Annotated in this window: 15 protein-coding genes; 6 read left to right on the top strand and 9 right to left on the bottom strand. The window is 66.0% G+C overall.

Annotation, left to right across the window (positions count from 1 at the left end; translation table 11 throughout):
- Positions 1–294, bottom strand: a 294-nt coding sequence (locus tag G341_RS0101005) for a transposase (RefSeq protein WP_026303095.1), incomplete at its 3' end; no start/stop codon positions are given.
- 256 nt (positions 295–550) lie between these two features.
- On the opposite strand from G341_RS0101005, the gene G341_RS0101000 reads away from it, so the two are divergent.
- From G341_RS0101000 to G341_RS0100990, 3 genes are all read left to right on the top strand, one after another.
- A complete protein-coding gene (locus G341_RS0101000; protein ID WP_018177237.1) occupies positions 551–1,522 on the top strand; it encodes an alpha/beta hydrolase in 972 nt (323 codons plus the stop codon).
- A 157-nt stretch (positions 1,523–1,679) separates the two neighbouring features.
- On the top strand, positions 1,680–2,678 hold the full coding sequence (locus tag G341_RS0100995) for an alpha/beta hydrolase (protein ID WP_018177236.1): 999 nt from the start codon (positions 1,680–1,682) through the stop codon (positions 2,676–2,678).
- Between the two features lie 32 nt (positions 2,679–2,710).
- The gene (locus G341_RS0100990) at positions 2,711–3,892 is read left to right on the top strand and encodes an acyl-CoA dehydrogenase family protein (RefSeq protein WP_018177235.1); all 1,182 of its coding nucleotides are present in this window, start codon (positions 2,711–2,713) and stop codon (positions 3,890–3,892) included.
- Positions 3,893–3,969: 77 nt separating this feature from the next.
- Here G341_RS0100990 and G341_RS0100985 read toward each other — a convergent pair whose 3' ends face one another.
- Both G341_RS0100985 and G341_RS0100980 read right to left on the bottom strand, forming a co-directional pair.
- Positions 3,970–4,200 carry a hypothetical protein gene (locus G341_RS0100985; protein ID WP_018177234.1) on the bottom strand — a complete coding sequence of 77 codons (231 nt, stop codon included), beginning with the start codon at positions 4,198–4,200 and terminating at the stop codon, positions 3,970–3,972.
- Positions 4,201–4,461: 261 nt separating this feature from the next.
- Positions 4,462–4,815, bottom strand: coding sequence for a hypothetical protein (locus tag G341_RS0100980; RefSeq protein ID WP_018177233.1), 354 nt, complete (start codon positions 4,813–4,815; stop codon positions 4,462–4,464).
- Positions 4,816–5,042: 227 nt separating this feature from the next.
- Here G341_RS0100980 and G341_RS0100970 point away from each other — a divergent pair, with 227 nt between their 5' ends.
- Positions 5,043–5,843 carry a mycofactocin-coupled SDR family oxidoreductase gene (locus G341_RS0100970; protein WP_018177232.1) on the top strand — a complete coding sequence of 267 codons (801 nt, stop codon included), beginning with the start codon at positions 5,043–5,045 and terminating at the stop codon, positions 5,841–5,843.
- Positions 5,844–5,855: 12 nt separating this feature from the next.
- Positions 5,856–6,686 carry a mycofactocin-coupled SDR family oxidoreductase gene (locus G341_RS0100965; protein ID WP_018177231.1) on the top strand — a complete coding sequence of 277 codons (831 nt, stop codon included), beginning with the start codon at positions 5,856–5,858 and terminating at the stop codon, positions 6,684–6,686.
- 167 nt (positions 6,687–6,853) lie between these two features.
- On the opposite strand, the gene G341_RS0100960 is transcribed toward G341_RS0100965, so the two are convergent.
- From G341_RS0100960 to G341_RS0100940, 5 genes are all read right to left on the bottom strand, one after another.
- Entirely contained in the window at positions 6,854–7,714 is an 861-nt protein-coding gene (locus G341_RS0100960; RefSeq protein ID WP_018177230.1) for an alpha/beta fold hydrolase, read from the bottom strand.
- 80 nt (positions 7,715–7,794) lie between these two features.
- Positions 7,795–9,678: an MFS transporter gene (locus tag G341_RS20590; protein ID WP_245556879.1), complete on the bottom strand. Its 1,884-nt coding sequence runs from the start codon at positions 9,676–9,678 to the stop codon at positions 7,795–7,797.
- A gap of 321 nt (positions 9,679–9,999) precedes the next feature.
- Positions 10,000–10,257, bottom strand: a complete 258-nt coding sequence (locus tag G341_RS0100950; protein ID WP_018177228.1) for a hypothetical protein — start codon at positions 10,255–10,257, stop codon at positions 10,000–10,002.
- 8 nt (positions 10,258–10,265) lie between these two features.
- Complete coding sequence (locus tag G341_RS0100945; protein WP_018177227.1) at positions 10,266–11,948, bottom strand: FAD-binding protein; 1,683 nt, start codon at positions 11,946–11,948, stop codon at positions 10,266–10,268.
- Positions 11,949–11,965: 17 nt separating this feature from the next.
- Entirely contained in the window at positions 11,966–12,346 is a 381-nt protein-coding gene (locus G341_RS0100940; RefSeq protein ID WP_018177226.1) for an SgcJ/EcaC family oxidoreductase, read from the bottom strand.
- 128 nt (positions 12,347–12,474) lie between these two features.
- Between G341_RS0100940 and G341_RS0100935 the strand changes: the two genes are divergently transcribed.
- Entirely contained in the window at positions 12,475–14,109 is a 1,635-nt protein-coding gene (locus tag G341_RS0100935; RefSeq protein WP_018177225.1) for a flavin-containing monooxygenase, read from the top strand.
- A gap of 96 nt (positions 14,110–14,205) precedes the next feature.
- Here the strand turns inward: G341_RS0100935 and G341_RS0100930 are convergent, their stop codons facing one another.
- Entirely contained in the window at positions 14,206–14,856 is a 651-nt protein-coding gene (locus tag G341_RS0100930; protein ID WP_018177224.1) for a PadR family transcriptional regulator, read from the bottom strand.
- Positions 14,857–14,920: the final 64 nt, after the last annotated feature.

Genomic DNA, 14,920 nt, shown 5'->3' with positions numbered 1-14,920 from the left:
ATTCCAGTCGATCTTCCCGGCCGCGTCAGCATCGGCCAGTACCTCGGCAAGAACGATGTCCCAGGTGCCGTCCTCGGCGTAACGGCGGTGCCGTTTCCACACCGTCTGCCATGGCCCGAACACCTCCGACGGCAGGTCACGCCACGGAATCCCGGTCCGGTATCGATAGATGATCGCTTCGACAACCTGCCGGTTGTTGCAGAACGGACGCCCTTGCCGCCCAACGTTTGACGGCAACAACGGCTCGATCCGCTCCCACTGCGCATCACTGAGCGACTCACACCTAGAACTCATCCACCGATCATCAGCGACCGATCACCCAATCATTAGGAGACACGCCCTAGCGGTCCAGCTAACACCGGGTGTACAGCTGGTGACGGGAGTACGCGGATGAGCGAGCGTCAGCGAGTGAATCAGCAAACTCAGTGCATCGGTGCCTCATCCGCGCACGGAGCGAAGCGAGTACGTGGATGAGTGAGCGTCAGCGAGTGAATCATTCAACACAGCGCGCTTGTGCCTCATCCGCGCACGGAGCGAAGCGAGTACGTGGATGAGCATCATCGCCCACCGCACGCCGTCGTTGCGGTCGTTCCCGTTGTGGCTGGCGGCGCGCGCCTTCCTCAAGCCGACGCTGACCTACTGGCCCCTCAGTGACCTGGGCCTGTCGCCGCTGCGACTGATCGACCAGGCATTCACCCTGCTACCGACCGCCGATACGGTCGTTCGTCAGTCGATCACGCTGGCCGAGCGTCCCGCGGATCTGATCACGCCCCAGGGCCCGTCCGGCCGCGATACCGATACCGCAGTCCTCTATCTGCACGGTGGCGCGTTCGTCGTCGCCGGACCGGCGACGCACCGCTCGGTGGGCGCGGCCCTGGCGCAGGTGCTGGGCCTGCCGCTGTATTCGCTCGATTACCGGCAGCTGCCGAAGGCCGGCGTCGGCACCTCGGTCGCCGATGCCGTGAACGCGTACCGCGAGCTGATCGTCGACCGCGGGTTCCGCCGCGTGGTCCTGGCGGGCGATTCCGCCGGCGGCTACCTCTGCGGAAAGGTCATCGAGGCGGCCTACCGCGACGGGCTGCCGACGCCGGCGGCGTATGTCGGCTTCTCGCCGCTGCTCGACCTGGACCTCGCGGACAACGAGACCCGCGACAGCGACAAGGACGCGTACATCCCGAAGGTCAAGCTCGCCAAGCTGGCGCCGAAATACGACCGCGGACCCGCGGAGCTGCGCGGCGAGCGTCGCATCCTCGATGTGCCGGCCGAGGCGTTCCCGCCGACGATCCTGATCACCGCGCAGGACGAGTACCTCGAGCCCGACGCGATCGACCTGGTCGAATCACTCTCGAACGCGGGCGTGATGGCCCATCTGCATACGTTCGCCTGGCAGGTGCACGCGTTCCCCGTGGTCGCGGGGATGCCCGAGTCCAAGGAGGCGATCCGGCTCTCGGCCGATTTCGCCCGGGCTGCGCTGGCCACCGGCCGCGCCGCCGTCGTCGATTCGGGGTCGGTCGCCGGTTAGGGCCGGGGCAATCGACCGCGCGAGATCGTGCGGTGATTCGGCGATTGTGCAGGTGATCGATCAGCTGCACGGTGGTCTGGCGTCTGCATCGTCGAGGATCGGATCAATCGTCCGTCCCCTTGCTGACTCTTGGTCAACAACGGAGTAGGTTCGCGTAATGGCAGTCGTCACCCACCCCGCCCCGGGCAAGCGCTCGTACGTCTACTTCGTGCTGGCTCTCCTGTTCATCAAGCCGCTGATGAAGCTGTGGCCGATCACCGATAGGGGCCTGCGCCCGATGGGCGCGCTGTCGCGGCTCGCGTATCGCAAGGCGAAGGACGTGTCCGGCGTCGTCCGCCAGCCGGACGCGCTGGGCGGACGCCTGACCGACCATCTGCGGCCCGCGGGTGCCCTGCCGATCGAGTTGACCGGCCGGGGTGACGCCGCGGTGCTGTATCTGCACGGCGGCGCGTTCATCGGCTGCGGTCCCGGCACCCATCGTGAGGTCGCCGGTCGGCTCGCCCGCGACGCCGCCATCGACCTCTACGCACTCGACTACCGGCAACTGCCCGAGGCCGGCGTCGGCACCTCGGTGCATGACGCGGTGGCCGCCTACCGCGAACTGTTCGACCGTGGTTACCGCCACGTGGTGGTCGCCGGCGACTCCGCCGGTGGATACCTGTGCGGCAAGGTGATCGAGGCGGCCGCCCGCGAGGGCCTGCCGCAGCCGGCCGGATTCATCGGCTACTCGCCGCTGCTCGACCTCGATCTGGCGGCCGACCCGACCAGCACCAGCCGTCACGACGCGTATCTGCCGAAGCGGAAGATGGCCAAGCTGGCGCCGAAGTTCGATCGCGGTCCGGTGCTGTTCCGCGGCGCGCGCAACATCAATGACGTTGCGGCCGATGCCTTCCCGACCACGCTGCTCTTCACGGCGCAGGACGAGTTCCTCGAGCCCGACTGCGTCCGGCTCTCTCAGCACATCTCGACGGCGGGTGTCTCGGCGACCCTGCACAGCTACCCGTGGCAGCTGCACGCCTTCCCGGCGATGGGCGGCGTGACGCCGCAGGCGCTCGAGGCGATCGAGCTGTCGGCCGCCGCGATTCGGGACGCCGTCGCCGCCGCGACGGCCGGCGATCAGACCGGCCTGGCCGAGGACGCTCCGCAGGCCGGCTGATCGGCGCACATATCTTCTTCGAAAGGAACGTGATGCCCCAGACCGTCGACGAACTCTTCGCACTGGACAGCCTTTACAGTGCCGACGAACTCGAGATCCGCAATGCCGTCCGGGTATTCGGGGAGAAGCGGTTGCGGCCGCATATCGCCCAGTGGTTCGAGGACGCGACGCTGCCGGTGCGTGAACTCGCCGCGGAGCTCGGCGAGCTCGGTGTGTTCGGCATGCACCTGAACGGCTACGGCTGCCCCGGCATGTCGGCGACGGTTTACGGGCTGGCCTGCCTGGAGATGGAGGCAGTCGACTCGGGCCTGCGCAGCTTCGTCTCGGTGCAGGGATCGCTGGCGATGACCGCGATCCACAAGTTCGGCTCCGAGGAGCAGAAGCAGCAGTGGCTGCCCGAGATGGCCGCCGGCCGCGCCATCGGCTGTTTCGGTCTCACCGAACCGGACTTCGGATCGAACCCCGGAGGCATGCGCACCAACGCCAAGCGTGACGGCGACGACTGGGTGCTGAACGGCACCAAGATGTGGATCACCAACGGATCGGTCGCGGACGTGGCCGTCGTGTGGGCGAAGACCGACCTGGCGCCGGGCGCGGGCGGCGTTCGCGGATTCGTAGTACCCACGGACACACCGGGATTCAGCGCACCGGAGATCAAGCACAAGATGTCCCTGCGAGCGTCGGTGACCTCCGAGTTGGTGCTGGAGGACGTGCGGCTGCCGGCCGCCGCGATGCTGCCCGAGATCGAGGGCCTGCGCGGTCCGCTGTCATGCCTCAACGAGGCGCGCTACGGCATCGTGTTCGGCGCCCTTGGCGCCGCCCGGGATTGCCTGGAGACCGCGATCGGCTATGCCGGCGATCGCGAGGTATTCGACAAGCCGCTGGGCGGGTATCAGCTGACGCAGGCCAAGATCGCCGACATGGCCGTCGAGCTGGGCAAGGGGCAGTTGCTCGCGACGCATATCGGCCGGCTCAAGGACAGCGCCGGGGTCCGCCCGGAGCAGGTCAGCCTGGGCAAGCTGAACAACGTGCGGGAGGCCATCGAGATCGCACGCACCTGCCGAACCATCCTGGGTGCCAACGGCATCACCCTCAACTACCCGATCATCCGGCATGCCAACAATCTCGAATCCGTGCTCACGTACGAGGGCACCAGCGAGATGCATCAGCTGATGATCGGCAAGGCGCTCACGGGTCTCGACGCGTTCCGCTGACCCCGGCTCCCACACCTACGCGGCACCGCCTGGCGATCGCGCACGATCGCCAGGCGGTGTTTTTCGGACCGCGCCGGTCAGGAACCGAAGATGTTCGGCGGGGCCGGCGGCAGGAAGATCGGGCCGGGGCCGTAGACCGGTCCGGGCTGCCAGTACCGATCGTGGTGCCAGTCGCCGCGCGGGGCGAAATGGACCGGCCCGGGGTGGTGCCACGGTGCCGCCGAGGCCGCGCCGGCTCCGACAGCGATGCCGCCGAGCGCAACTGCACCGGCGAGCAAGCCGCCGGCAACGAGTCGTTTGATGTTCATTGGGGTTGTCCTTCCCTTCTAGGCATCGTCCCCCGTATGTAGACGTCCGAGTGGGGCCGATGGTGCTGAAAGTAGGAGCGCATCGTGGAGATTCAGTAGCAGATACCTGTGGACCTCCTGCCAATCCGACGATTCGGGAACCTTTGTCGCATCCGCCCGAATCGTTTGTCGTATTTGCCTGTCTGACAACGTGATCGCCCGTAGTCCGGGTCGTGGACTACGGGCGATCCGCCGATGTCGGCCGGTGTGGATGTCGTCCGATCAGATATTGACGGGGATCCAGATGCCGAAGAACCAGAAGCCCCACTGGTGGTACTGCGGGTGCCACTGCGGGGTGACCTGCTGGCCCCAGTAGTTGAAGGTGTCGTGGTTGGGGCGCTGGACCGGACCCGGCCGCCAACCGGCCGGCGGTCGGCCCTGGTTGTTGTTTTGGCCGGGCTGGCCGTGGTTGTTGTTCTGGCCGGGCTGGGCGTGGTTGCTCGGCTGCTGGTGATCGGCCTGCGTGGCAGCGACATTCGGGGTCGCGGCGGCGGCGAGTCCGGTTCCCAGGCCCGCTCCGGCGATGGCGACGCCGCCGGCGACGGTGGCGGCGACCAGTGCGCGCTTGATTCTCATGATCGTTCCTTTCGATTGTGATTCATCGTCTTTGGGCGATGACCCGAAAGTAGGAGCGAAGACTGGGCGACAGCTCGCAGCGGACTGGGTGGTCACTGGGAAAAACAGGACGATTGCTGCGAATCGCAAATATTGCGCGATCGCCCGCTGGGTGGGAAGCCGCGATGAGTCGCGCTGCCGTTGGCCCTAGCGTCATCGACACGGGTACGCGACGTGAAAGGCATGAAATGACGCGTCTGAAGGACAAGGTCGTCCTGGTCACCGGTGCTGCGAGCGGCATGGGCCGCAGTCACTGCGTGCGGCTCGCCGAGGAGGGAGCGAATGTCATCGCCCTCGATCTCCCGGTGAGCGAACAGGAATTGAACGAGACCGCCCGGCAGGTAACTGTCGCCGGCGGCACGTGCGTCACCGGCTTCGCCGACATCCGCGATGCGCAACAGCTCAAAGATGCCGCGGCGCATGGCGTCGAGTCGCTCGGCAAAATCGCGGCGGTCGTCGCCAACGCCGGAGTCTATGCCGACATGGGCCTGTCGTGGGAGATGACGGACGAGGTCTGGAACCGCACCATCGACATCAATCTGACGGGTGCCTGGAACACGGTGACGGCCACCGCGCCGCATCTGGCCGAGAACGCATCGATCATCCTGGTCAGCTCGACCAACGGGATCAAGGGCGGTGCGCGGACCGCGCACTACTCGTCGAGCAAGCATGCGGTCGTCGGGCTGGCGCGCACCCTGGCCAATGAGCTTGGTCCGCAAGGAATCCGGGTCAACACGGTGCACCCGGGCTCGGTCGCGACGCCGATGATCCTGAACGCCGCGGTGTACGCCAAGCTGCGGCCGGACCTGGAGAACCCGACGCAGGAGGACGCCGCGGCGGTGCTGGCATCGAAGAACCTGCTGCCGGTGCCGTGGGTCGACCCGGTCGACGTCTCGAACGCGGTGCTCTTCCTGGCCAGTGACGAGTCCCGGTACATCACCGGAACGCAGATCGTCGTCGACGCCGGCCTGACCCAGAAGACGGCGTGAGGGAGGACTGACATGAGCCGACTTGCAGGCAAAGTAGCTTTCATCACCGGTGCGGCCCGCGGTATCGGGCGTGCGCAGGCCGTCCGCTTCGCCGAGGAGGGCGCCGATATCCTGGCCGTCGACCTCTGCGGACCGATCGAATCGGTGATCATCCCGCCGGCCACCGAGGATGACCTCGCGGAGACTCGCAAGCTGGTGGAGGATGCCGGCCGTCGCATCATCACCGGCGTGGTCGACGTCCGCGTCACCGACGCGCTGCAGGCGTTCGTCGATGCCGGTGTCAAGGAATTGGGCGGACTCGACATCGTCTGTGCCACAGCCGGAATCACCTCCAGTGCCCCCGCGGTAGACCTGACCGAGGAACAGTGGAAGACGATGATCGACATCAACCTCACCGGGGTCTGGAAGACCACCAAGGTGGCCGTCCCGCACCTGATCGAGCGGGGCAGCGGATCGATGGTGCTGGTGAGCTCCATCGCCGGCTTGCGCGGGTTGCTCGGGGTCGCCCACTACGTCGCCGCCAAGCACGGCGTGGTCGGTCTGATGCGTACGCTCGCACAGGAATTGGCGGAGTACGGCATCCGCGTGAACACCGTGCACCCGACCAACGTGAACACGACCATGATCCAGAACGACATGGTGCGCAGTAAGTTCCGGCCCGACCTCAACCGCCCGCCGACGGTCGAGGAGTTCGGGGAGGCGGCCAAGACGATGAACATGCTGCCGATCCCGTGGGTCGAGCCCGTGGACATCGCCAACGCGTCGCTGTTCCTGGCCTCGGACGAGTCGCGCTACATCACCGCCGTCACCCTGCCGGTGGACGCGGGCAGCACTCAGCGCTAGCCGCGCCCCGCAAAGACCTCGCCCCGCAGCCGAATCGGCTGCGGGGCGATTTCAATTGCGGAACCCCAACATACGAAATCCGCGCCACTTCTGTGGATCCGCGCCAACTGCAGCCGGCGCGGATCCACGAATGTGGCGCGGATTTCCTAAAGGCGGGTGAGAGTGAGCTACGCGCGCAAGAGGAAGTGCAGGACGACGTCTTCGAACGCCTCTTTCTGCTCGATCATCGCCCAGTGGCCGCTGTTGGGGAACACGTGCAGCTCGGCGTTGGGCATGGTGCGCATCGGCACCAGGGCCATGTCGAGCGGGCTGACGCGGTCGTCACGGCCCCAGGTGAGCAGCGTCGGAGCCGTCACCTTGTGCAGCATCGCCCACTGCGGCGGCGCGTCCGAGGCGTTCATCGCCTGGATCATCGCGGCGAAGGCGGCCTTGCCGTACATCCGGCGGGCGCTCTCCAGGGTGGACGGTTCGGTGGCCTGTTCCCACCGTTCCTGGATGAGCTCCTCGGTGACCATCTTCTCCTTGTCGTAGACCATCGACTCGAGCCACTGGATCAGCCGCTCGCGCGTGGGCGCCTGGGTGAACTCCTGCAGCAGCTTGATGCCCTCGCCGGGACCGGGGGAGAAGATGTTGCGGCCGATGCCGCCGATGGTGACGATCCGCCGGACCCGCTCGGGGTGTGCCATCGCGTAGCTCAGGGCCACGCCGCCGCCCATGGAGTTGCCGATGAAGTCGGCTTCCTCGATCTTCAGCAGGTCCATGAACTCGACGACCGAGTCGAGCGCGGTCATCATCGGGTGTCCGCCGAAATCGTCACTGACGCCGAAGCCGGGGAATTCCAGGATGTAGCAGTGGAAATGCTCGGCGAAGAGGGCGAAGTTGCCGCGGAAGTTGCGCCAGCCGGTCACGCCGGGGCCGGAACCGTGCAGCAGCACGAGCGGCGGTCCGCTGCCCGCCTCGTGGTAGCGCAGCACGCCCTTGCTTGCCGTGATCTCGCGGCTGGTTTCAGAGAAATCCAATTCTGCCATGCGTTTACGGTGCCAAAATGACCACTGGCCGGAACAGTGACTGTTCCGGCCAGTGGTCGTTTTCCTTCGGGCGCAGTGGGTTACAGCTTGACGTGCTCCTTCTCCAGGTCGATCTGCTGGATCTTCCTAGGGATGATCAGCGCCGCGGCCAGACCGACCAGGGCGGTGATGGCGACGATCAGGAAGCCGATCTCGAAGCCCTTGTCCTTGTAGGGCGCGTTCGCCTCGAAGGTGTTGATCGCTCCGGGCTGCTGTGGCGTTCCGGCCATGACGGCCGGGCCGGAGGCTGCCAGGATCTGCTCCTTCGACGCCGCCAGGATCATCGGCTTCGACGCCTCGAGGATCGTCTCCTTCGACTGCTCGAGGATCATCGGCTTGGCCTGCTCGAGGATCATCGGCTTGGCCTGCTCCAGGGCCGCGGGCAGCTGCTGATCGATGACCTGCGGCGGGACACCCTGCGCGACCATGCCCTGGCGGACCTGGGCGATCACCTGTGGGTTGTTCTTCATGGCGTCCCAGGTACGCGGATCGTTCTTGATGCCTTCCCAGGTACGGGGATCGTTCTTGATGCCTTCCCAGGTAGCCGGGTTGCTCTTGATCATCTCCCAGGTCTGGGGGTTGCTCGAGATGGCCTTCCAGGTAGCCGGATCGTTCTTCACGAGCTTCTCGTACAGCTGGCTCGAGTGGGCCTGCACGTCTTCCTTGCTGACCAGGTACGAGTTGTTCATGATCGTGAACGCGATGACCGGCAGGATGGCCGGCAGCATGCTCGAGAACACGGCCACGATGCTGGCGGTGGACGCCTGCAGCTTCGGCGGGACCGCCTCGATCAGCAGGTTCGGGCTGGCCGCGTAGCCGAAGCCCATGCCGAAGCCGACCAGGCTGGCGAAGACGATCAGCGACCACTTGTTGTCGTGCTGGTAGGCGGTCAGCAGACCACCCGCGCCGGCGAGGACCATGCCCGCAGCGGTGAGGATGCGCGGCTTCAGCAGCTTGCGCCCGACCAGGAAGCCGACGACCAGACCACCGACGACGGTGAACACGGCGATCGGTGCCTGGAACTGGGAGAAGCCCTTGAAGCTGACACCGAAGACGGCGTACTTCAGGCCGAAGATGTCGTGGTAGGCCTTCGGCTGCATGGCCAGCAGCGGCAGCAGCGTAGAGTACAGACCGGAGATGCCGTAGATGGCGCCGGCCGAGAGCGCGATGAAGAACACCGAGCGCTTGCTGAGGACCTTGAGGTCGATCAGCGGATCCTTGTTGACCCGAGCCGTGACCAGCCAGGCGCAGACCAACGCGATGCCGCCCAGCAGGAAGCCGAGGGTACGACCGGAGGACCAGCCCCACTCCTGACCGAACGAGACGCCGATCAGGATGCCGGCGATACCGGCGCCCAGCAGCGCCGCGCCGAGGAAGTCGATCCGCGAACGGACCCGGATGGACGATTCCCTCGCGGTGATGAACACCAGCGGGGTCAGCACGCACAGCGCGATGAAGAAGAACCAGAAGATCGAGCGCCAGCCGTAGTCATCCAGCAGCCAGCCGGCGATGAACGGCACCACGATGGCGATCAGGCCGAGGCCCGACGTCGCGATCGAGACGGCGAGCGCGATGGTCTTCTCCGGGAAGGTGTCGCGGATCAGCGAGTACGACAGGAACAGCGTCGGCACCAGGAAGCCCGCGAGGCAGCGGCCCGCGATGACCATCCCGAAGCTGCCCGCGGTGGCCGACAGCAGCGAGCCGACGATGGCCAACGAGAGGCACAGCATCAGCATCTTCTTCTTGCCGTACATGTCGGCGACCTTGCCGAGCAGCGGCGCGCTGACCGCACCGACCAACAGGAACGAGGTCGACAGCCAGGTGAGCTGATGAGTGTGGAAGTGCTCGATGATCGGGGGCGTCGCCATGGCGATCATCAGGTAGCTCGCGGAGAGCAATTCGAGGACGCACACCAGAGTGAACAACGTAAACCCAAGACGAGGGGTCCAACCACCCTGGTCTGTGTTGACGGTGACCTCAGGTTGTGAGGCTTGGGTAACCATTGGGGTACCTTTCGGACTTTCTGAATAGGTTGTTGGCATTGCGTTTAGTGGCTTGGATCTCGCCCCCCGTTGCAATGTTGCTCACATCACACGTCTATCCGGGTACCTGCGGATATGCCCGCGCCCACTGAGCGGGACGCAAATATCCGCCGCTCTGTACAGGTAAAACGTTGGTCAGACGAAGAAACTGGACGTACCTGGTGGTACGTCCAGCTTCCGGGTATATGCAGTTGTTGGGACGGGTCAGCGAATGTGTCCCAGGACCGGTTCGTGGCGGTGGGTGTCCATCGGGATGACCCCTGCCGCAGCCGCCTGCTGGATCGTCTCGCGAAGTTTCTCGCAGGTCGGTATCCAGTTGCTGTGCACCCCGGCGGCGGCCTGTTCGGCGAACACCGGACAGGCCGTCTCGGCGTCGTCGAGCCACTGCACGCTCGTGTGCGTCGGGCTGAACTTCTCCACGAGCACGCGATTACCGCATGCCCCGCAAGCCAACTCCTGCATATCGACTCCTAACTCTCGGAATGACCGGCGGCATGGCGGGCGGCGACGAAGCCGAACACCATGGCCGGACCGATGGTGGCGCCGGCACCGGCGTAGTCGTTGCCCATCACCGCGGCAGAGGTGTTGCCCACGGCGTACAGCCCTTCGATGACCGAGCCGTCGGTCCGCAGCACCTGTGCGTTCGCGTTGTACTGCAGCCCGCCCTTGGTGCCCAGGTCGCCGGCCCGCATCCGGATCGCGTAGTACGGCGCCTTCTCCAACGTATCCAGTGTCGGCTCCGGCAGGGTCGGATCGCCGTAGTAGTTGTCGTACGCCGACTCGCCGCGACCGAAGTCGTCGTCGTGGCCGGCTTCGGCGAATCGGTTGAAGCGGGCGACCGTGGCCTCCAGCTGATCAGCCGGGATGCCGATCTTGGCGGCCAGCGCGCCGACCGAGTCGGCCGAATGCAGCAGCCCGGGCTTGTACCACGATCCCGGGAACTTCTGTCCGGGCAGGAGACCGCCGATCTGATAGCGCGACTTGGCCTTTCCGTCGAAGATCATCCAGATCGGATCGTGCTTGCCGGCCAGCTGCGCGTGCACGAACGTGACGTACGGCGACGCCTCGTTGGTGAAGCGATTGCCGGCGCCGTCGACGATGATCGACGGCGGCACGGACCGCTCCGACACCAGCACGTGCATCACGCCGCCGGGCCGCTGGAAGGACGGCATCCACCAGGCGTCGTCCATCAGATCCAGTGCGCCGCCGACCTTTTCGCCGGCAACGATCGCGTCACCGGTGTTGTCGTGGCTGCCGGCGGTGAACACGTCCTGGCCGCCGTCGAGCAGGTACTGCTTGCGCATCGCGGCGTCGCCCTCGAAGCCGCCCGCGGCAAGGATCACGCCCTTGCGTGTGCGGATCCGGAAGTCCTTGCCGTCCTTGCTGACCAGCAGGCCGATCGCATTGCCGGATTCGTCCGTGATGACCTCGCGCATCGGCGTGGAGAGCCAGAGCGGAACGCCGGCCTCCTTGAGCGCCAACCGAAGTCGGCCGACCAGCGCCTGGCCGAGCGTCTCCATGTGCTGACGCAGCACGATCGCCTTGACGGCGCGCAGGCCCGTGGCGATCGCGGCGCGCTTGCCGGCCCAGGTGCGCATCACCATGTTGAGCTTCACGAACTCCTTGGAGGTGATGTACAGCCCGGCGGGTGTCGCCAAAGCGCCTGGGCGCTGGTTCTTCTGGTCTTCCTTCAGCTTCTTCATGTTGAAGGGCAGCGGCTCGATCGTGCGGCCGTCGGGACGCCCGCCCGGCTTCTCCGGGTGGTAGTCCGAGTAGCCGGTGCAGTACTGGAACACCATGTGTTTGCTGGAACGTTCCAGGAACTCCAGCATCTGCGGCCCGGCGTCGATCAGCTTGTCGATATTCGCCGACGGCACCCGATTGCCGACCACGGCGTCGAGGTAGGCGCGCACGCTCTCGCGCGAGTCGACGATGCCCGCGCGGCGCAGGGTCGGGTTGTTCGGCACCCAGATGTTGCCGCCTGACAGCGCGGTGGTGCCGCCGTAGACGTCGGCCTTCTCGACGACCAGTGTGTCGAGTCCGCCGTCGGCGCCGGTGAGCGCGGCGGTGAGGCCGCCACAGCCGCTGCCGACGACGACCAGGTCTACCTCGTGGTCCCAGTTCTGTTGCTGCTCTTGGTTTTCAGTCGCCATCAATAGTTTCCCGTTCCTTACTTCATGACCACGTCGGCGGGCGACCAGTAGGCGGCCATGCTGGTGATCTTGCCCTGCTCGTCGAACGTCATCACGTCGATCGGCTCGATGATGATCTGCTGCTCACCGGTGTCGGTGACGACGCGGAAATGGAACGCCGCGCTCGCGCCGGCCACCCGCAGGGTGAGCAGTTCGGTCGAGATCTTCGCGCCCGACAGGGCGCCGTAGAACTCGGCGATCGCGGCCCGGCCGTTCTTCGATTCGCTGCCCACCGGGTCGGTGAGGGTGGCATCGTCCGCGTAGAGTTCGGCGATCGCGGCGGCGTCGCCGGCGGCGACTCGGGCCAGATAGTCGGTGACCGTCTGACGGATCTGATCGGCTTCGAGTGCTGTTTCCATAGTTGGACCAAATCACAATGCACATGTGCTGATCAGGTGCCTTCCCGCCTAGCGGGAATCGGGTGTGCCATCACGCGTTCGATGGCAGACAGTAAGCAGCAGACAAGTACGGGCAGAAAGGCGTGAAAGTGAACGCACAGGCGAGCAATGGCAACCGGGACAACGGTTCCGACGTGGACGTGGTGGTAGTCGGCGCCGGATTCGCCGGGCTCTACGCCCTGCACCGCCTTCGCAAGGACGGCTACTCCGTGCGCGTGTTCGAGGGCGCTCCGGAGGTCGGCGGAGTCTGGTACTGGAACCGCTACCCGGGTGCCCGCTGCGACGTCGAGAGCGTGGACTACTCGTACTCGTTCGACGACGAGCTGCAGCAGGAATGGAACTGGACCGAGAAGTACGCGACGCAGGCCGAGATCCTCTCCTACATCAAGCATGTCGCCGATCGCTTCGATCTACGCAAGGACATCACGTTCAGCACCCGCGTCACCGACGCCGAGCTCGACGAGCAGACCCTGCGCTGGCAGGTCACGACCGACTCCGGCGAGAGTGTCAGCGCCCGGTTCCTGATTCTGGCCGTGGGCCCGCTGTCGAATGCCAACGTGCCGAACATCCCGGGCCTCGCCTCGTTCGCCGGCACCACACTGCATACCTCGCAGTGGCCGCACACCCCGGTCGACTTCACGGGCCAGCGCGTCGGCGTGATCGGCACCGGATCGTCGGGCATCCAGGCGATTCCGGAGATCGCCAAGCAGGCCGATCAGCTCTACGTCTTCCAGCGCACCCCCAACTACAGCGTCCCGGCGGGCAACGTGCCGCTGTCGGACGAGGACCGCGCGGCGCAGAAGGCGAACTACGCCGAGCGTCGCCGGCTGTCGATGCTCAGCGGCGGTGGCTCGCCGCATATGGCGCATCCGAAGTCGGCCCTGGACGTGCCGCCCGAGGAGCGCGAGGCGGCCTACCAGAAGCGCTGGGAGCTGGGCGGCGTGCTGTTCAGCAAGACCTTCCCGGACCAGATGGTCACCGAGGGCGCCAACGCGACCGCTCGCGAATTCTGGGAGAAGAAGGTCCGCGCCGTCATCGACGACCCGGAGGTCGCCGAGCTGCTGGTGCCGAAGGATCACGCGATCGGCACCAAGCGCATCTGCACCGATTCGAACTACTTCCAGACCTACAACCGCGACAACGTCGAGCTGGTGAACCTGCGGGCCACGCCGATCGAGAAGATCGATGAGACCGGCATCGTGGTCGAGGGCGGCAAGCACTACGACATCGACACGCTGGTGCTGGCCACCGGATTCGATGCGATGACCGGTTCGGTCGCCAAGATGAACATCGTCGGCCGCGACGGGGTCACCCTCAACGACAAGTGGGCCGCGGGCCCGCAGACCTACCTCGGTCTGGGCACCGACGGTTTCCCGAACATGTTCAACATCGCGGGCCCCGGCGCTCCGTCGGTGCTGGCCAACATGGTGCTGCACTCCGAACTGCACGTCGATTGGATCGCCGACGCGGCGAAGTACCTGGACGAGCAGGGCGCGGTTGCCATCGAGGCGACGCCCGACGCCGTCGAGAACTGGGGCGAGGAGCTGCGCACCCGGGCCGACGGGACGTTGATGCCGACCGCGAACTCGTGGTATGTCGGAGCGAACATCCCCGGCCGGCCACGGGTGTTCATGCCGTTCGTCGGCGGATTCGGCGTGTACGGCGAGATCATCGCCGACGTCGCGCAGGCCGGCTACAAGGGCTTCGCGCTGCTGCCGTCGTAGCGATACACGAACAAGGGGGCTCGGCCTGGGGATATCCCCGGGCCGAGCCCCTTTCTGTGCTTCGGATACGCGCCGCGGCCGACAGGATGGCCCTGCTCAGGTCCCGGTGGCGCCCTTCACGTGCGCCTCGACCTCGCGCCAGTGGCCGGGATGGACCGGCAGCGTGCCGTCCGGGCTGGACTTGATCAGCGTCTCGTGCGCCTCGTCGATCTCGGCCAGCAGCTGCTCCGCTAGCTCGCGTTCGGCGGCGTAATAGCGCTTGGCCCAGTTCATCGTCACCCGCGGGAATGCCCACGCGGGATCCTCGGCGGCCGCTCCGGCGTCGATGACGAGCTGCTGGTTGAGGGCGTCCATCTGCGCGATGTAGTCCTTGACCATCTGCTTGAGCTGTTCCGGATCGTTGAGGTGACCCATCCAAATACGCAGCATCACACCGTGTTTGAGGATGGGCGGCTCGACGGCAGACTCGATCGCCCAGCGCCGCACTGCTTCGCGTCCGGCGTCGGTGATCTGGTAGACCCGACGCCCGCGGACGCCGGTGTCGCGGTATTGGCGCGAGGTCGCGTAGCCGAGTTTTTCGAGCCGCTTGAGCTCGGAATAGACCTGGCTGAATGACGGGCTCCAATAGAAATGTCCGATACTCCAGTCGGCCCATTTCTTGATGTCGTAGCCGGACAGTTCTTCGTCGAATCCAAGGCAGCCCAGCACGGCCCAGCTGGTCGGCGGTAGCTCGGGCAAGTCGCTCACGAAACGATCTTACTCATCGGTACGGTCCCCGCCGGGGGACGAACATCCACTCACCGGGAGATAG

The sequence above is a fragment of the Jongsikchunia kroppenstedtii DSM 45133 genome, assembly GCF_000380485.1.
GTDB lineage: Bacteria > Actinomycetota > Actinomycetes > Mycobacteriales > Mycobacteriaceae > Jongsikchunia > Jongsikchunia kroppenstedtii.
This window is presented reverse-complemented; position numbering and strand designations above follow the sequence as displayed.

Bases quoted from the DNA above. Each gene is read 5' to 3' on its own strand.
- G341_RS0100985 (WP_018177234.1), bottom strand. From the start codon at position 4,200: ATGAACATCAAACGACTCGTTGCCGGCGGCTTGCTCGCCGGTGCAGTT.
- G341_RS0100980 (WP_018177233.1), bottom strand. From the start codon at position 4,815: ATGAGAATCAAGCGCGCACTGGTCGCCGCCACCGTCGCCGGCGGCGTC.
- G341_RS0100970 (WP_018177232.1), top strand. From the start codon at position 5,043: ATGACGCGTCTGAAGGACAAGGTCGTCCTGGTCACCGGTGCTGCGAGC.
- G341_RS0100950 (WP_018177228.1), bottom strand. From the start codon at position 10,257: ATGCAGGAGTTGGCTTGCGGGGCATGCGGTAATCGCGTGCTCGTGGAG.
- G341_RS0100995 (WP_018177236.1), top strand. From the start codon at position 1,680: ATGGCAGTCGTCACCCACCCCGCCCCGGGCAAGCGCTCGTACGTCTAC.
- G341_RS0100990 (WP_018177235.1), top strand. From the start codon at position 2,711: ATGCCCCAGACCGTCGACGAACTCTTCGCACTGGACAGCCTTTACAGT.
- G341_RS0100945 (WP_018177227.1), bottom strand. From the start codon at position 11,948: ATGGCGACTGAAAACCAAGAGCAGCAACAGAACTGGGACCACGAGGTA.
- G341_RS0101000 (WP_018177237.1), top strand. From the start codon at position 551: ATGAGCATCATCGCCCACCGCACGCCGTCGTTGCGGTCGTTCCCGTTG.
- G341_RS0100940 (WP_018177226.1), bottom strand. From the start codon at position 12,346: ATGGAAACAGCACTCGAAGCCGATCAGATCCGTCAGACGGTCACCGAC.
- G341_RS0100960 (WP_018177230.1), bottom strand. From the start codon at position 7,714: ATGGCAGAATTGGATTTCTCTGAAACCAGCCGCGAGATCACGGCAAGC.
- G341_RS0100965 (WP_018177231.1), top strand. From the start codon at position 5,856: ATGAGCCGACTTGCAGGCAAAGTAGCTTTCATCACCGGTGCGGCCCGC.